This window comes from Gordonia lacunae, from assembly GCF_002149015.1.
Taxonomy (GTDB): Bacteria; Actinomycetota; Actinomycetes; order Mycobacteriales; family Mycobacteriaceae; genus Gordonia; species Gordonia lacunae.
In genome coordinates, this window is sequence record NZ_NGFO01000053.1 from 1 (window position 1) to 17,400 (window position 17,400).

Consider the following 17,400-nt stretch of genomic DNA (forward strand, 5'->3'; position numbering starts at 1 on the left):
GGTCCGGAATGTACTGACTGACAATGGATCCTGTTACCGATCCCACGTCTTCCGTGACGCGCTCGGTGAGGTCAAGCATCGCCGGACCCGCCCCTACCGGCCACAGACCAACGGCAAGGTGGAACGGTTTCACCGCACGCTGGCCGATGAGTGGGCCTACGCGCGGCTCTACACCAGCGACGCCGAACGCTGCGCTGAGTACTCAAGCTGGCTGCATCACTACAATCACCACCGCGGCCACACCTCACTCAAAGGTCGACCACCCGCCGACCGCGTACCTAACCTCTCAGGTCAGTACAACTAGCGCAGACGCGCGCGCCCAACCCGGTCCCTCGAAAAGTTGCCCTGCCCGTCGGTAGAGTGCGGCCCGTCGGATTCCTAGGAAAGGACAGAGAACATGGCCGACAATGAGGACGGTGACGATGAGGACCGCGCGTCAGCGAACATCGGAATGGGGATCGTGCTCGGCTTGAGTTTCGGGACCGCGATAGGGGCGGCCACCGACAACTTGGGCATGTGGATCGCTGTCGGTCTAGCCCTAGGTGCTGGAGCTTGGCCGTTGTTCGACATGACAGCGAAAGCGTGGTGGCGGAAGTAGCCGATCTGAGACGGCCGGGACCACGACGCCGGTAACCCGGGAGACGGCCGCTAGACGCGCTCTTTCGGATCGGCTGGCCAGCCCAGACCGTCGCCGATGTCCTGACACACCACATAGTGGGGGCACCTGGGCGCGGGACGTCCAGTGAGGGGCACGGAGGGAAGCGCTGACTTGGCCGTCGGTCCGCGCCCCTTTCGCATCTCTGCAACCCGCGTGGTTGGGTCCTTCCGACAGTCGCTGTGGCGGTCTCGGCTGCGGGCGCGGCGTCCCTCTCGGCGGGCGCACAGCCCAGGAGTGGTGCCCAGGTCACGCACGGTCTTGATGTTGAACGCGGCCTGAACTTTCTCGGCGTCGCCGTCGCCCTGCAAGGTTGCGACCGGCGCCTCGGCCAGCGGCTTGTCTTGAGCTGTGGTGCTCCATCTTGCGCCTCCACTACGCGCTGGTATACGTCGGTGACGGGCTCTCGTCACCGCCACCTCCGCACGGTGCGGATGGTCCAACCCCACAGTTTCATCGACGCCTCACCGAGATCATCGGCCAAACACCAGGCCGATACCGATCCGAACTGCGCGGCCACGACCACAATGCGGTCACTTCAAGAGTGACCTACACCATCGCGCCATCCCTGAGCAACTGCGCCGACTGGCACCTCCTGCTCGACGACGAGTGACGGTAGGACAGCCATCGACCTGAAGACCGGTAAGCCGCTGTGGCACAACGCCGCCAATGAAAAGGCCTCCTTAGCATCAGGGCGGCTGAGACTTTGCTGGCCGGTACCGACGCACGTGGGGACCCAAAGACGGGGGTTTCGTGGTGAACGCGTTCGTCCGCGTCGGCTTGGTCGTGGGTACGCTCGTCCTGATCCTGATCGCATGGCAGTCATCGCCTGTGTTCTACGGAACCGTATGCGGCATAGTCGCTTTCGCGGTATCCAGAGCGCAATCGATGGTAGTGCATTCATGGGCGCACCCGACGGCGACGGCCGGACAAGTCACGGGGAGGGCGGTGAGCGATGACCCCACCCGCACATCCGGAACCAGGGGAGTACCTACTAAACTATCTGCCACACAACCGATTCCCTGCGGAAGTCGAACATCAGACGCGACCGATGCTCGCACATGCAAATCAAAAAGGCTGGCGCCGTACGCCGAGTCTGAGGGGCCGGGAGACGGGGAAGGGTTGGGCATGAAGGGGTCGCCCACCCCTCCCCGCTTCCCCCGCTGTGAGAAGGAACCCCCGGGGGAAGGTGTGAGGATACCCTCAGGCCCGAATGCAGGCAAGTGCAGCGTTGGTTTGTTATCGTTACTTTCGCGTTGCTCTGTGTTGCCACACCCAACGAGGAGAACGCCCCAACAGGGTGAGGGAGGGGAACTCCCCCGAACAATGCGCCCCTCCCTCACTCTTTCTCTGCGCGGCGCGACTGGCCCCTCAGGGTGAGACCGGAAAGGTGGAGTCCCCCATGTTCGGCAGACGACGAGACATGTTCCGAGACGTCGGACCCGAGTTGACCGACGCCGAACGAAACCGGGCTATCCGCACAGCGGGCATCCTCGCCCGCCAGACCCAGCAGACACTCACCCTCACCACGCGCAAACAGTATCGCCGGTACCGCGCAGACGCCGGGGAATGCTTCATGTGCTGGGACCAGTGGCACGTCCACTACAGGAAGGCATACGTGGGGCCGCCGCTGTCACTGGGAGGCGGCGGCCCCACCCGCACATCCGGAGCAGGGAACACCTACTAGAAGACCCCCCCGAGCTCAACGCTGCTCGCTCCCGACCACGGCGGGGCCAACGGGACTTCTGGCCGGCGACCTCGGCGCTGCCCGTCGCGCACCGCGGCCCATGCCGATTGATGCACAGGGTCGATGGCCACTGTTCGCAGGGCTTCCCGGTGTTGATCCTGGCTCGATCAAGATGACCGTCGATGGCGGGGTCCGGACGCTGTCACGCGTCGAAAAACCCACCCGCGGGGGAGTTCGATTCGAAGACATGAGTGGTACGCGCAAGTCAGTTGGTAGCGGTACTAGGGCCGCGAACGGCACTTCCCGCTGTCGACACACCTCGTCGCGCATGGCCTCCTGCGATAGGCGCGAGTCGGCTCGTCTGCGTCGCTCAGGCTGGTTCTGATGCCGGTAGGACGATATCGAGGAGGTCGCCGATTCGGCACGCGATCATCAGTCAGACAGGTTCTCGACCGCACCAGCGCCCCGCGCGCCGCGGACCTGAAGCCCTCCGACTGGTACGTGCCCGGGGATCTCGCGGTGGTGCTCCGCACCGTCTACCACCCACAGATCGCCGCCACCCTCGACCGGGCGGGTGACATCGGCCGAGACCTCGCCACCGCCGGCCCCGTCGAACCGTTGTGGCTGTCGGTTGAGGTGTCGAGTAGTCAGTCACACCTTTGCGAGGTCGGGGGGCCTACGACTCCCTACGGTGAGTATGTCGGGAACCGCGTCAGTCAGTCGTCGCCGAGGCGCAGGTCCAAGCTGATCTCCTCGGCGTCGAGCTGTTGCAACTCTTGCGTGAGCAGCGAGGAGTGGTAGGTGCCGTCGTCGCGCATTCGCAGCAGAGCCTCGCGCTGTGCGGTGATGGTCGCCCGCCGGACATCTTCGAAGGCCTGACGGTAGGTCAGGTTGGCGCCGGTGATGTTGCCGTCCTCCTCGGCCTGCTGCTCCATGCGCTCGATCCGTTCACGCACCCAGGGGTAGCGCGCAGCCAGATCCGACCCCGCGAGCACGTTCTGGGCGGTGCGGGCGAGTTCGCTGCGCAGCCGATCATGTTCCGCGGCAAGGTCATCGGTGAGATCCTGGAGGCGGAGCATGCGGATCAACCATCCGAGCGTGCCGCCCTGCACGATGAGCGACGCGGCGGCCACGACGAACGCGATCAGCACCAGCAGGGCGCGTGACGGGGTGTCGTCGGGCAGGGTCTGCGCCGCGGCCAGCGTGACGACGCCACGCATACCCGCCCAGACGACGATCGTCCCCTCCTTGGGGCCCATCGGCGCGGCCGTGTAGTAGTCGATGTCGGCAAGAGCGCGGGTGACCCTGCTGCGGTAGTGCTGCGCTGCAGCCGGATTCGCCGCAAACGCCTCGGTAGAGATCCGCGGGCGGTCCTCGTCGGTGCGCTTGCCGCCCGACCTCGGACGCCATCGGAGTCGGCGCGGTGGCCGCGTCCGTTCCGCGTCGGAGGGCACCGGATCATTCGGTACCTTGGCGGCCTTCTCGGCGATCTTCGCGTCCATGGTCTCCAGGTATGGCCGCATAGCCGACCCGCGCCGCGCGATGCGGTCGAGCCACCAGATCAGCGGTGTCACGTACACCGCCCGCACCACCATCGTGATGGCGAGAGCGGCGAGGCCGATCCACAGTGCGGTGGTGATGCCCCGGTGCTCGTCGCGCACCGCCTCGATCAGCCCGGACAACTCGAGGCCCATCAGCAGGAAGACGCCCCCTTCGGCCAGGAACTCGACGGTGCGCCAGTTCTGGGTGTCCGACAGCCGGTGCTGCGGTGAAAGGTACTTGACCGCACCCGCACCGGTGATGAGTCCCGCGGTGACCGCCGCGACGAGACCGGAGGCGCCCAGTTCCTCGGCCGGCAGATAGGCCAGGTAGGGCACGGTGAAGGAGATGGCCGTGTTGACGGTGGCATCCGGGATGCGGCGCCGCACCCAGAGATTGCACCAGCCGATCACACCGCCGACGAGGACCGCACCGAGTACGGCCCAGACGAAGCTCAGCGCGACCATCCCGAACGAGATGCCTGCTGCCGTCGCGGCGACGGCCGCCCGCAACAGCACGAGCGCGGTGGCGTCGTTGAGGAGACTCTCTCCCTCGAGGACCGCGATGACCCGGCCGGGGACACCGAGTCTCTTGGCTATCGACGTCGCCACCGCGTCCGTGGGCGAGACGATCGCGCCGAGGGCGATCCCGGTCGCCAGACTGATGTCGGGCAGCACCCAGTGGAAGAACACTCCCAGGATGACGGCGCTGACCAGCACTAACACCACCGACAGCGCGCTGATCGCGGTGAAGTCGCGACGGAAGTCCATGGTCGGCATCGACACCGCGGCGGAGTAGAGCAGCGGTGGGAGCACGCCGACCAGGATCCATTCCGGGTCGATGTCGACATCCGACACGAACGGCAGGATGCCGATCAGGGCACCGACGACCACCAACAGCAGCGGCGGCGCGATCCGGATGCGCGGGCCCAGGACGTGGGCAGCAGCGATCCCGAGCACGGCGAGGATCACGAGGAGAATCTTCTCCATACCCACCATCCTGACGCACATCCCCGCGGCGACGTCCGGCTGGGGGCAGGTGGGTCCTGCGCTGGTGTTCTCCGCGGACTCCCGAGTCGTTGAGTCCGAATGCTATTGGGCGGTGTAGCCGCCGTCGACGGTGAGGATTGATCCGGTGATGTATGCAGCCTCATGTGATGCGAGAAAGACGAAGGGGGCTGCCACCTCCTCGGCATGGGCTCGTCGACCGAGGGGGGTGAAGCGACGGATGCGCTGCTCGGTTGCTGGATCGTCATGCACCCGAACTCCTTCCATGATGGTGTCCACGTATCCGGGCGCGACCGCGTTGACCCGTATTGCGTGTGGTGCCCATTCGGTGGCGAGGGTTTTCACGAGTTGATTGATCGCACCTTTGCTTGCTGAGTACGGTGCCAGCGTGGGGATTCCGACGGTTCCGGCAATTGACGAGGTGAAGATGACAGAGCGGCCGGGTGCCGGGTGCTGGATCCAGTTGCGCGCCGCGGCTCGAGCGAGGTGGAATCCTGCGCGCACGTTGGTGGTCATGATCGAATCCCATTGATCAGGGGTGTACTGGAGCGCCGGCTGGATGATGTCGATTCCTGCGTTCGCAACCAGTGTGTCGAGGCGTCCGTGGGCGTTGAGGCCGGCGTGGATGAAGTTGTCGGCGGCGTTCTGGTGGCTCAGATCTCCCCAGGAGGCGCTCACGCGTTCTGGCCCAACCGTGAACTCGGTGCGCAAGGTGTCTGCGGCCGAGTCTGTCTCGGCTTGGTGCAGGCCGCCGATGACGACCGAGGCGCCCTGGCGGAGAAAGGCACGCGCTATTGCCAAGCCGACGCCACGGCTGGCGCCACTGATCGCGACAACTCGCCCTGACAGGTCGAACAAGGGGGATGTCTCGCTCATGCGTTTTCGCTCGTTTGCCAGAGACGCTGGTGGTGGTCGGGAGCGGGATTACTGGTCAAGGCTGGGGAACAGTCGATGCGCGTTGCGGGTGGTCAGTGTTCGCCAGGTGTCACCGCCGGGGGCTGGTTCTGCGGTGTCGATGCTGTTGATCTGAGCGGCTGTAGCGCGAGCGGGTGTCCAGCAGTAGTCACTGCCGTAGAGCAGGTGGTCTGTTCCGAAGGCTTTGGTCAGTGCGGGGATCCAGTTGGGGAATGGGTTGCCGGCCATGTCAAACCAGAGGCGGCGGACCTGATCGTTCACTGTTGGGTCGTCGGGCTGGGTTCCGGGTAGTGAGGGCCGGAACATCTCCATGCGATCGGCGAGTAGGGGTAGCGGGCCGCCGCAGTGGGTGAAGATCCACGTGATGTTCGGGTGCCGCAGCAGCAGTCGGCTGAAGATCAGGTCGCTGACCGCTCGGGTCGAGTCGAACATGAACTCGAGCATCGGATCTGGTCGCCCGAGGTTCACGGCGTCACTCTGCGGCGGCGAGGTGGGGTGAACCAGCACCGTGGCGCCGCGCCGGTCGAGTTCGGCCCATAGTGGGTCGAACAGCTCATCACCGAGATAGTGTCCGTGCGTGTTGGTCTCGACTGCGATTCCCTCGCTGCCCAGTACGTCCAGCGCATAGGAGAGTTCATCGAGAGCGCCTGCCACATCGGGTAGTGGAAGAGCGGCGAAGTGCCCGAACCGGGCGGGATGGTCGCGCCGCACGGACGCGGCGTACTCATTGACCGATCGAGCCAACGTTCGGGCGGCGTCGTCGTCACCGAAGTGCGGGCCCGGTGACGACAGCGACAAGATGGCTCGGTCGATGCGCTGCTCGTCCATCAGTGCAAGGTGGCCTGCCGGCGTCCATTCTGGCCACCCCGGCATGCCCTCGGCATCAGGATGCCCGGCAGCGGTTGCCGCGCGCACATAGTCGTCGGTCAGGAAGTGGGCGTGCACGTCGATCAGGCCTGCTGACGGCTGAACGGCGTGGTCCTGCTCGTTGATCATGGGTCTTCTCCTGTCGGGTCCGGACTGTCGGGACTGCGATGGCCGAGGCGTCGGGCAACGCACTGACGAACACTGATCGTAACGAACATGTTCGTGACGAACAGTGTTTTAGTTGAGTTACCCTGGCCACATGCCTAAAGCCGACCCGGTCAGCCGTCGTGAGCGGCCGGCGAAACCAGCGTTGTCGCGGTCGGCCATCGTCGACGCGGCTGTCGCGCTCCTCGAGCGGGAAGGGGTCGACAAGGTCACCATGCGTCGTGTGGCTGCCGAGCTGGACACCGGTCCCGCCTCGTTGTACGTGTACGTGAGGAACACTGCCTCGCTGCATGCGTTGATTCTTGACCGCCTGCTCGGCGGTCTGGACCTGGAATGGGATGGCAGCGAACCGTGGCGGGCGCGTCTCACGAGGGTGATGACCGACTACACCGATCTGCTGGCTCAGCGTGCTGCCCTCGCCCGTGCGGCCCTGTTCGTGTGGCCCGACGGGCCCAACTACCTCGATCTCCTTGAACTGCTGCTGAGGCTGCTCGACGCCGCCGGCGCCGACGCCCGTACCTCGGCATGGGCTGTCGACCTGCTCCTGCAGCAGGCGGGTGCGTCCGCCGCAGAATCAGCAACCCGCGCCTTGGGCACCGGGCAAGACCTCGACGACCTCACCATCACTCTGCAGTCAGCGGACCCGACGCGTCACGCAACTCTCTGCAGGATCGGCACGGACCTCCTCCTCGCGGGTAACAGCAGGGAGCGCACGCAATGGGCCTTCGACGCGCTCATTGCCGGCATCCTCAGCCTTCCGCCCGCACCGGCCAAGCTGACATAAGATACGAATCGGCACGTTCAATAACCCTGGGGGAGATAGCTTTTGGCGGATTTGGGTCAAGCGTAGTCGGTCACGAAGTTCTTTGGTTTCGAGTTGGCCGTCGGCCTGTTCCGCAGCGGAAGGTTGGGCTTTGCTGAGGAGTGATGTGTCGTCTCGGAGGCCGGGGCCGGAGAAGCAGATTTCAGCTGTCCGGCGCACTGAGGCCAACCGCTTGCCCCAAGACTCGTCCCAGGGTGACGGAGAAGGTCTCGTCCGTTGTGGAATCGTGGTGGCTCAGCTGGTCCAGGATGCAGGCTCGTGTGGTGATCAGTATCAACCGTGCCAATTGTGTTGCATGAGACCTGTGCCAGTCGCCGACATTCTGTTCGCGCACGATGCGCTGTGCCATCTGCGCGACATAGTCGAGCACTAGCCCCTCGACGAGGGCCGCGGCTTCGGGGTCGCGGTCGGCGGTGTCGAAAAGCGCCAGCCACGCGAGCCGGTGTTCGCGGCCCTGCGCCATCAGTGCGCGGACGATGTTGATCATGTCTTCCTGGGTGCCCCAGTCCGAGTTCGCCCACCACTGGTCTGCGGTAGCGCGAGCCGCGTCCATGGCAGGTCTCGCGATTCGGAACGCCAGGTCGGTCTTGCCTGGAAAGTGCTGGTAGAAGGTCGATCTCGAGACACCAGCCGACGCGATGATGTCATGCACTGGGATGTCGGGCAACCGCTGTCCGGTGTGGAGTAGCCCCATCGTGGCGGCGAGTATCTGCTGCTCACTGGTAGTGCGACGCCGCCGAGGCGAGGCAGCGCGCGTTGTCGGCACCATGTCAACAACTCTAGGTGGCGGGCACTTGCACCCTTAATCGAACACAGTGTACGAATAACGAATGTCATCCAGGTCACTCGAAGTGCAGCGCCGACACCGTGCCGGCCCGGTACAGAAGCGGACGTTTTGCGGCATCTGCGAGGCTTCGTGCGGCTTGGTCGCGACGCTCGACGACAGTGGTCGGTTGACCACGCTGCGACCCGACCCGGACCACCCTGCTTCGCGCGGGTTCGCCTGTTCGAAAGGTGTGCAGTTCGGGAGAGTGGTCGACGACCCCGACCGGGTGACCGTGCCGCTTCGACGCACGCCCGGCGGAGACTTCGAGCCGGCTACGTGGGACGAGGCCTTCGACGATATCGGTGTGCGCCTTCGGGCCGTACGTGATCGCCACGGCACCGGATCGATCGGCGTGGCTTGGGGAAATCCAATCGCTTGGAACTACTCGGCGACTGTCACGATGAATGGGTTTGCCGCCGCATTGAAGACCAAGCATCACTACACATCGGCGTCGGTCGACGTGAACAATTACTGGACTGCCGCCGCCATGATGTACGGCAATCCGACAGTGAACCCTCTTCCGGACTTCGCCGCCAGCCACTTCGCCCTGATCGTCGGCGCCAACCCGGTGGTCTCGCATGGCAGCCTGGTCACGACGGGCAGGATTCGGGAGGTACTGCTCGATATTCCCCGCCGCGGTGGTCGGGTCATCGTCGTCGATCCGCGGCGCACCGAGACAGCACGACTCTTCGAACACGTTGCCATCACCCCCGGCGCTGATGCGTGGCTGCTGCTGGCAATGATCCGGGTGATCTTCGACGAGAAACTCGAAGACACGCGAATGCTCACGCTGCAGACCACGGGAGTCGATGGCCTGCGTCGGCTGGCGGCGAAAGTCGACGTGCCTCGAGCCGCTGTCGAGACCGGCATCGGCGTCGCCGCGATCACAGACATGGCGCGATCCCTGGCGGCAGCACCCACTGCGAGTGTGTACGGCAGGTGTGGAGCATCGCTGGGGCCGTACTCCACGGTGGTCAAGTACCTACTCGATGCGCTGTCGATAGTCACTGGCAATTTTGACCGCCGCGGTGGGATGGTCCTGGGTGATCCGATGGTCGATTTCGAGACGCTCGGCGCTCGATTCGGGATCGCCGGCCGCGGGCGATGGCGGACGCGTGTAGACAACGTGCCTGAGGTGATGGGTACCGCGCCGCTGGCGTGCCTGCCGCGAGAGATCACCACGCCGGGCAGCGGTCAGCTGCGAGCGCTGATTGCCATGTCGAGCAATATGGTGACCAGCGCACCCGAAAGTACAGCCACGGCAGAGGCGCTCAGCCAGCTGGAACTGATGGTGTCGTTGGACCCGTACGTCACCGAAACATCCCGTCTGGCGCATTGGGTACTCCCGCCGACCTTGTGGCTCGAGCGCGAGCAACTTCCGGTGTTCACCCAGGCCCAGTCCACCGTGCCCAACGCCCAATGGGTGGCGCCGATCCTCACGCCCCGCGGTGAGGCACGCGACGACTGGTGGATTCTGGATCAGATTGCACGTCGTATCGGCATCGTCCCATCCGTGGCGCCGGTGGCCCGAGCACTCGGTCGATTCGGTTTTCGTCCCTCACCGTCGACGATCACCGACTGGGTGCTGCGAACCGGTCGACATGGTGATCTGTTCGGGTTACGACGGACCGGATTGAACAAGAACAAGCTTCTCTCCCATCAAGGAGCGATCAAGCTCGGCGAGGCATGCCCCGTGGGTGTCTTGGAGCAGAAGCTGCACACCCCCGATAAGCGGATCCACCTCGACGTTCCGGAACTGGCCTCAGAAGTAGACCGCATGGTGGCCGCCGAGACCGACTACCCACAGTTTCCCCTTCGACTGTTCAGTATCCGCGAGCTCAGATCGCACAACTCCTGGCTGCACAACATTCCTGAACTGATGGTTGGGCGACGCGGTTGTCACGCAACCGTGAACCCTCGCAACGCGCGCGCCTTGGGTCTGCACGATCACGATGACGTCGTGATCAGGTCTCCCTGGGGGCAGGTGACCACGACGGTACGGGTCAGCGAGGAAGTCGCGCCAGACTCAGTGGGCCTTACCCATGGTTGGGGTCACGCAGGCAGCTGGCGAACCGCCGTTGCGGCCAGTGGCAGCAACTACAACCTCTTGACTCCCAACCGTGCCGATCTCATCGACCGACCATCCGGAAACGCCTTCTTCAACGGCATCCCGGTCTCCATCCATGCTGTCGCCGACGATGGGAACTGGAGCGCATGACTTTTGTGATCACCCAATCATGTTGCAACGACGCGTTGTGCACGGCAGTCTGCCCGGTCGGCTGCATTCATCCGGCTCCCGAGGATCCAGATTTCGGGTACGCCGAGATGCTCTACATCGACCCGAATCGTTGCATCGACTGCGCGGCATGCGCCGACGTGTGCCCCGTCGATGCGATCCACGCCGACGACGAGCTTCCCAGCGGCCAGGCGGCCTACGTCGCCATCAACGCCGAGTACTTCCGCGACAGTGCACCCGTGGCATCATCGGTCGCAACGACAACGCCGCCAGAGACCATGACGCCGCTGACCGTGGCGATCGTCGGAGCGGGCCCTAGCGGTTTCTACGCTGCCGCAGCGCTACTCGACGCCGCGCCGCGGGCCTCCATCTCGCTGATCGACCGGTTGCCCACACCCTACGGTCTGGTCCGGGCCGGGGTGGCACCCGATCATCAGGACACCAAGCGAATCGCGACGACGACCTTCGCCGCCGTTGCGTCGGACCCACGCCTCACCGCCTACTTCGGCGTGGAGGTCGGCACCGACCTTGATATCAGTTCCATTGCCGCGCACCACCACGCCACCATCTACGCAACGGGAGCTGCTGACGGCCGACGGCTGGGTATATCCGGCGAGGACCTTCCGGGAGTGTTCACCGCCGCTGAAGTCGTGGGTTGGTACAACGGCCACCCCGATCACGCCGGCGCCGCCGTAGCTGGCGACCACACGACAACCGTGGTGGTCGGCAACGGAAACGTCGCACTCGACGTGGCACGAGTGCTGCTACTCGGCGGGCACATGCGCCACACCGACATCGCCGATCACGCACTAGAAGCACTTTCCGGCAACGCTGTTCGCGACGTTCTGATCCTCGGACGCAGGGGCCCGGAACATGCCGCGTTCACCTTGAGTCAACTTCTCGCGCTGACCGAGCTCGATGGCGTTGACATCATCGTCGACGAGGCCGACCTGGACGGCGCCATCGCGTCACCCGGCCAGCCATATCCAGCCACCTTTGCGTCCGCAGCCAAACTCACTCTCCTGAGGCAACTGTCATCGCAGGCCCCGATCCACGACAAGAGGATCCATCTCAAGTTCACGACAACGCTCGCAGCAATCCATGGCACAGACCGAGCGGAGGCCGTCACCCTTGCCTCGAGCGCACAGAGTGAGGTCATCTCCACCGGCATGGTGGTGTCGTGTGTTGGGTTCGACGGGCGGCCGATCCCCGGAGTTCCATTCGATCACAACGCCATGCGTATCCCTCACAGCGAAGGCCGGGTGCTCGACGACGCAGGAGGCATTGTTGCGGGCCACTACGTGACCGGCTGGATCAAACGCGGACCGAGTGGGGTCATAGGCACCAACAAGCGCTGCGCCGCCGAGACTGTTGCAGCGCTGCTCGATGACCACCACGAAGGAGTTCTGGGTTCACCCCCACAACCTGTTTCCGCATTCGAAGCCATGCTGCGGCACCAGACGATCGACCGTCGTGGCTGGTTGCGGATCGACGAGCGTGAACAGCGACGAGGGCGTGAATCCGGTCGACCCCGACGCAAGTCGGCCGACCGTTCCGAGATGGTCGCCGTTGCCAGCGACCAACCCTATTCCGGGAATGTCACACCATTACCCCTCCAGCAGAGGAGAACCCCATGACCCGCCGAGGAATGCTGACCAAAGACCGTTTCGCACCTGTCGCGCCGGTGCACGCTCCGGCCTACCGGATCGCACCCACCGTCGACTTCGGCGACGTCGACATGCTGACGTTCACCTATCGAACAGAGGCAGCGATCGCTGCAGAAATCGTGCCCGAAGCACTCGAGCTGGACGACGCCCCCCTGGTCACCCTGTCATTCCTCAGCTACGGGATGAGTGGCGCCGGCTCGTACCGCGAAGTCGTACAGAGCATCGCCTGCCGCCACCGTGACCGAGCCGTCGGCTACGTCCCGCACATCTATGTCACCAACGAACCCGCCATGATCGCCGGCCGCGAGTGGCTGGGCTGGCCAAAGATGCTCGCCGACATCACCTTCTCCACGCAGACAACCACTCCCGACGGACTTATCACTGCCCGATTGGAACGCCCCACCGGCCTGGAATTGACCGTGGGCCAGTTCCAACCGACGCACCGCCTCGACAGCCAGATCCTCACATCGGCTGGCGGCAACACCACGATGAACCTGCGCGTGATCCCCTCACCGATACCGAACCAACCGCCGACGGTGTCTGAACTCGTGCCCAGCACGATGACCGCACTGGCAGGGGAAGTCTGGGCCGGACCTGGCACCGTCCACCTGACCGGGACATCCGAATTCACTCCACTGCACCGACTTCCGGTCATCGACATGACAAGTGCCCTTTTGATCCGCAAAGCCACCATGCGGTTGACAGCCCCCAACGAGACCTTCCCGATCTGAGCGAGAAGCACGCGAAACAGACTCTGATTCAACAACAGCGACCCATCTGGCCGATCCACGCTGCGGCATCGCTTCCCCCGCAGTCCACCATGCACTCGCTTGCAGCGAAACCGCCTCTTCGGCGCTCCGCACTGCGCCTCTGCGGCGCGGGCCCTGGGGTCATATCCATAGTCGCCGGCCAGACTCCGCCCGTGCCGAGCCCTCGCCGAAGCCGGGGGAACCCCACACAGCCCCGACGAACTCCTCACCATGAACCACACCATTGTCGGCGCCAGTGGCCGGCTCGACGCCGCCGCACAACTCGCGTAACTCCGCGAGACACCCACGCCATCACCGCGCACGAACACTCCTAGCGGCCGGACGGCCAGCGAGACCGGGTTAAATCAGATCCGCCTCGAGCTCGACCGCGCGACGCCAACGGTGCATCACAGCAACCACGAACGCACCCAGCGTCAACCCACCGGCCACCCACACGACCCACACCGGGACCGGCCACCACATGCGGACGGCCAGGAGCACGAGGGTGACCACCGCCAGGACCGCCGTCACCCGCGACCCCACGCTCCATCTCGGCCGAGCAGCCGCACCCTCAATAAGGCCGGCCGACGCACTCCTGAGATCGTCATCTGCTGCCATCGCTGGTTACCCCGAATCAGCTACGTCAACTTCCGTTCGTATCGCGAACGTCGGACATAACCATCATTGCAGCACTCGCAGGGTCCTGTCAGCGACCAACGGCACCCCGTATAAACGCTCCCATATTCAAATACATTGTACTGCCGAAATTCTCGTGCTAGGAGTCGCGTCGGTCCTTCAGGTCTGTCTTGCGACACGTATCCCCGACAGCCAGTTCAGGATTCGTGACGATTGATGTCGGTGCCGCGTGATCGGCGATCCCGACGATGTGTAGACCTGGCTGCATACCCGAGCCCGATTGCGATACCCACCGAAGCCCGACACCGATCCCTGATGCCAAATTTCGCACCAACACGCCGAATACGCGTACCCAGTGGCATGGCGATCGCAAGACCCGCACCGATCGCGGTCGCCTCTCGCGAACTGTCGCTCACTCGCTGCCTTCCGGACTGTTGGAACCAACGCTCTCGCCGCGGCTGTTGCGTGTGTACCAGCGCCCGTAGGCCACTCCCAGAACCAGTCCGACAGCGACACCCACCGGCAGATTGTCCAGAATCAACCCGAACGACGCGCCCAACGCCAAGCCCAACCCAATGCCCGCACCGGACGGATTCGTCATTGAGTCACTTCTCATCGGCAACCTTCCTCTTCAGCCTTGCCTGGTTCGGGGCAAGGTCGACCAGCCCGACTTGCGACGGTTGCCGACCCACGGCACCGTTTTCGGGATCTGCGCATATCGACCGACCTCGGTCCACTCCCACGTAACCAGACCATGGCACCCAACGCATGACGAGTCCGGCGATGATCGGAGGGACGGTGAGCAGCACGCCCGGACGGGTCACCTGTGCTACGCCAAAAGCCGTGACGGTCGTGTCCCGGCATGTCGCTCCGGCCTGGGCGCCCAACTCGTCTGGTTGTCCACACTTGGCGCACGTACTTGACAGGTCTGCAACCGGTCCGAACGCGAACCGAACGGTGACCAGTGCGGCGGCCGCCGCAAGAACGAACCATGCAACCCGTACGACTCTCATTATCAAGTCCTACACAACGTCTGAGCTCTTCTGCTCAAGGGCTGGCCTACCGCGATGTGACCGACACAGCTAAGTGCGGTCGGGACAGTCATGTGTCGCCGCACTGGGAGTCGTGATCGCTGTCTTTGTCGTCTCGGCGAGATCGGGACAGGTGATCGCTGGCCAGCAACGGGACCGCGGCGATGGCGATCGCGCCGAGGAGCAGCGGAATGTCATATGCATCCATCGAAGGTGTTGTCTGCCTTGTGTCCTCGCGCTTCACCGCGGCGGTCGGCGGGTACGGTTACGGAGGACAGGGGCCAGGACGAGGGTTGCTGCGCCTGGTTAGCGCCAGAAGATGTGTTCATCGAGCATCGCAGTCGGCGTCGAAGCGGTCACCGGACGAATCCCCGCGCGGCTGATCGGGGCGGCCATGTCGGACATCACGAAACGATCGGAGGAGGTTTACGGATCGCCCAGACATACTGGTAGTGCCCGATGATATGGGTCATCGGCCCACGGCCTTCTCGCCGCGCAGCGTCATCACTGCGCTGGAGACCCGGGCGACGGGTTTGCCGTCGTCACGGGTGACCTCGCACAGGTAGTGGTTGATCGTGCGGCCTTCGTGAACCCGGTCGGCGGTAGCGCTCAGACGGGCCGCCCACACCGGCCGCAGGAACGTGGCCGTGAGATCGATCGTGGTGAACGACTCGCCCGCTCCGATCACCGTTGAGTGCGCTGTGCCGATCGCGGCATCGGCCAGCTCCACCATTAACCCGCCATGTACCGTGCCCTGCTGATTACCGTGACGCGTCGGATCGGCATCCACCGCCACCACCGCCCGGCCCGAACCGACCTCGACGAGGGTGAACCCCAACAATGCCGAGATCGCGGTCGGATACCGCATGGACGTATGATCGCCCGGTCTCAACGTGCCCGCCATCTGGCGCTTCAGATACTCCAACACTCCCAACTCGCCGCCTGCCGTCTCTACCTCGATCACGCCGGCACCCCTTCCAGTCACCACCAAATCTGTTGCGCTCGACGCTAACCCGATGTGGCCCATACAATCCACATATTGTCCTAGATACATTGCGGCGGGAGGCACACGCGATGGCGGGTACGGCGCGCTACAAACAGATAGTCGATGAGCTGGCAACGGCGATCCGCGCCGGCGACCTAGCCGCCGGTACACGGCTGTCCACCCACCGGGAGTTGGCCCGAACCCATAAGGTGGCTGTGGCCACGGCGACCCGGGTGTACACAGAGCTCGCAGCGATGGGGTTGGTAAGTGGCGAAACCGGCCGCGGCACCTACGTGCGCGACCAGCAGGGATTTCACGGCATCGATGCTGACCGTGCGCTGCCGGTCGCCCGTGTTGCCGACCTGTCATTCAACCAACCACACACTGGCGAACACATCGAAAACCTGCGTCAGGCGCTACGCAACCTTGCCGGCTCCGGAGACTTGGAAAGCGTTCTCTACCAACACCCACCCGCCGGTCGCAGCCGAGACCGAGCGATCGTGGCCACACATCTCCTCGATCGCGGCATTGACGTCGCCCCCGACCACGTGTTGCTAACTCATGGCGCCCAACACGGCATCACCACCGTTCTGAGCGCGATCACCCGTCCCGGCGACATCATCGCCGCCGACGACCTCACCTACCCCGGACTCCTCCTTGCCGCTAGGACGCAGCACCTCGACATCGCACCGGTTCCCCACACCACCACCGGGCCCGATCTCAGCGCACTCGAAGCCCTGTGCTCGAGCCGACCGGTCCGCGCCATGTACACCCAGCCCACCATCCACAACCCGCTCGGCTGGACCCTCGACGCCGACACACGCCGCCAGCTCGCCGGCATCGCTACCCGACATGACTGCCTGATCATCGAAGACGCCACTTACGCCTTCCTCGACGACACCGCAGCCCCGCCGCTGCAGCACTACGCCCCCGATCGCACCATCTACCTCGCCAGCCTGTCGAAAAGCCTCGCCACTGGACTACGTTTCGGCTACCTCGTCACCCCACAACCTTTACGCGATGCACTCATATCCAGCCTGCGCGTCGCCACGTGGGGCACCAACCCGCTCGTCACCGCCCTGGCCACCACCTGGATCGCCGACGGAACCCTCACCGAGCTCGAAAAGACCCGACGCGCCGACGCCCGAACCCGACAACACCTCGCTCACACAGCCCTGAACACCCTCGACTACACCGCCCACCCCGCCGCATACTTCGGCTGGCTCACCCTGCCCCCACCACTACGCGCCGACACCACCGCCTCCCACCTCGCCCACGCCGGCGTCCTCATCTCCACCGCCGACACCTTCACCACCACACCCCACCCACCCCACGCTCTACGCCTCGCCCTCGCCACCACAGCCCTAGACGACCTACCCGAAGTCCTCAAACACATCCACCACACCATCACCACACTGCCAACCTGAACCTAGTTGAGACGTACCTCAGCCCTAGCGGTTGTTCGAAGCATTTACGGGAAACCCCGTGTTCGGCGCAGACATCGAAACCGTTCCGTTCTGCGGCCGCCTGATCCGCGACACCGTGCTCTACCCCGAACTCCACTGGCCACCGCCCCCAGGCCCCGAGACCACCCAAGACGCAGCCCCGGCGG

Annotated in this window: 16 protein-coding genes; 8 read left to right on the forward strand and 8 right to left on the reverse strand. The window is 64.5% G+C overall.

All coding sequences use genetic code 11. The features are described from left to right. From CA982_RS25100 to CA982_RS25110, 3 genes are all read left to right on the forward strand, one after another. Positions 1–304, forward strand: a 304-nt coding sequence (locus CA982_RS25100) for an integrase core domain-containing protein (protein WP_144066118.1), incomplete at its 5' end; no start/stop codon positions are given. 93 nt (positions 305–397) lie between these two features. After that, positions 398–598, forward strand: coding sequence for a glycine zipper domain-containing protein (locus CA982_RS27240; protein ID WP_086537825.1), 201 nt, complete (start codon positions 398–400; stop codon positions 596–598). Between the two features lie 1,480 nt (positions 599–2,078). Further along, the gene (locus CA982_RS25110) at positions 2,079–2,342 is read left to right on the forward strand and encodes a hypothetical protein (protein ID WP_086537826.1); all 264 of its coding nucleotides are present in this window, start codon (positions 2,079–2,081) and stop codon (positions 2,340–2,342) included. Positions 2,343–3,058: 716 nt separating this feature from the next. On the opposite strand, the gene CA982_RS25115 is transcribed toward CA982_RS25110, so the two are convergent. From CA982_RS25115 to CA982_RS25125, 3 genes are all read right to left on the reverse strand, one after another. Further along, complete coding sequence (locus CA982_RS25115) at positions 3,059–4,870, reverse strand: cation:proton antiporter (RefSeq protein ID WP_086537827.1); 1,812 nt, start codon at positions 4,868–4,870, stop codon at positions 3,059–3,061. Between the two features lie 102 nt (positions 4,871–4,972). Then, positions 4,973–5,764 carry an SDR family NAD(P)-dependent oxidoreductase gene (locus CA982_RS25120; RefSeq protein ID WP_086537828.1) on the reverse strand — a complete coding sequence of 264 codons (792 nt, stop codon included), beginning with the start codon at positions 5,762–5,764 and terminating at the stop codon, positions 4,973–4,975. A gap of 48 nt (positions 5,765–5,812) precedes the next feature. After that, complete coding sequence (locus tag CA982_RS25125) at positions 5,813–6,799, reverse strand: amidohydrolase family protein (RefSeq protein WP_086537829.1); 987 nt, start codon at positions 6,797–6,799, stop codon at positions 5,813–5,815. Between the two features lie 130 nt (positions 6,800–6,929). Here CA982_RS25125 and CA982_RS25130 point away from each other — a divergent pair, with 130 nt between their 5' ends. Further along, the gene (locus CA982_RS25130; protein WP_086537830.1) at positions 6,930–7,619 is read left to right on the forward strand and encodes a TetR/AcrR family transcriptional regulator; all 690 of its coding nucleotides are present in this window, start codon (positions 6,930–6,932) and stop codon (positions 7,617–7,619) included. A gap of 181 nt (positions 7,620–7,800) precedes the next feature. Here CA982_RS25130 and CA982_RS25135 read toward each other — a convergent pair whose 3' ends face one another. Then, entirely contained in the window at positions 7,801–8,427 is a 627-nt protein-coding gene (locus CA982_RS25135; RefSeq protein WP_086537831.1) for a TetR/AcrR family transcriptional regulator, read from the reverse strand. Between the two features lie 61 nt (positions 8,428–8,488). Here CA982_RS25135 and CA982_RS25140 point away from each other — a divergent pair, with 61 nt between their 5' ends. Genes CA982_RS25140 through CA982_RS25150 form a run of 3 tightly spaced genes read left to right on the forward strand, consistent with a single transcriptional unit; the run spans position 8,489 to position 13,118 of the window. Beyond that, positions 8,489–10,702 (forward strand): molybdopterin-dependent oxidoreductase, encoded by a 2,214-nt coding sequence (locus CA982_RS25140; RefSeq protein ID WP_086537832.1) that lies wholly within the window; start codon positions 8,489–8,491, stop codon positions 10,700–10,702. Next, complete coding sequence (locus CA982_RS25145; RefSeq protein ID WP_086537833.1) at positions 10,699–12,357, forward strand: 4Fe-4S binding protein; 1,659 nt, start codon at positions 10,699–10,701, stop codon at positions 12,355–12,357. Before CA982_RS25140 ends, CA982_RS25145 begins: the two co-directional genes overlap by 4 nt. Next, complete coding sequence (locus tag CA982_RS25150; RefSeq protein ID WP_086537834.1) at positions 12,354–13,118, forward strand: acetoacetate decarboxylase family protein; 765 nt, start codon at positions 12,354–12,356, stop codon at positions 13,116–13,118. The genes CA982_RS25145 and CA982_RS25150 overlap by 4 nt, the downstream gene beginning before the upstream one ends. Positions 13,119–13,496: 378 nt before the next feature. Here the strand turns inward: CA982_RS25150 and CA982_RS26610 are convergent, their stop codons facing one another. From CA982_RS26610 to CA982_RS25165, 4 genes are all read right to left on the reverse strand, one after another. Further along, entirely contained in the window at positions 13,497–13,667 is a 171-nt protein-coding gene (locus CA982_RS26610) for a hypothetical protein (RefSeq protein WP_158097835.1), read from the reverse strand. A gap of 517 nt (positions 13,668–14,184) precedes the next feature. Beyond that, complete coding sequence (locus tag CA982_RS25160) at positions 14,185–14,373, reverse strand: glycine zipper domain-containing protein (RefSeq protein WP_086537836.1); 189 nt, start codon at positions 14,371–14,373, stop codon at positions 14,185–14,187. A gap of 500 nt (positions 14,374–14,873) precedes the next feature. After that, positions 14,874–15,011: a hypothetical protein gene (locus CA982_RS26615; protein WP_158097836.1), complete on the reverse strand. Its 138-nt coding sequence runs from the start codon at positions 15,009–15,011 to the stop codon at positions 14,874–14,876. A 261-nt stretch (positions 15,012–15,272) separates the two neighbouring features. Then, a complete protein-coding gene (locus CA982_RS25165; RefSeq protein WP_208618125.1) occupies positions 15,273–15,671 on the reverse strand; it encodes a PaaI family thioesterase in 399 nt (132 codons plus the stop codon). A 206-nt stretch (positions 15,672–15,877) separates the two neighbouring features. Here CA982_RS25165 and CA982_RS25170 point away from each other — a divergent pair, with 206 nt between their 5' ends. Beyond that, entirely contained in the window at positions 15,878–17,215 is a 1,338-nt protein-coding gene (locus CA982_RS25170; protein ID WP_086537838.1) for an aminotransferase-like domain-containing protein, read from the forward strand. Positions 17,216–17,400 lie beyond the last annotated feature (185 nt).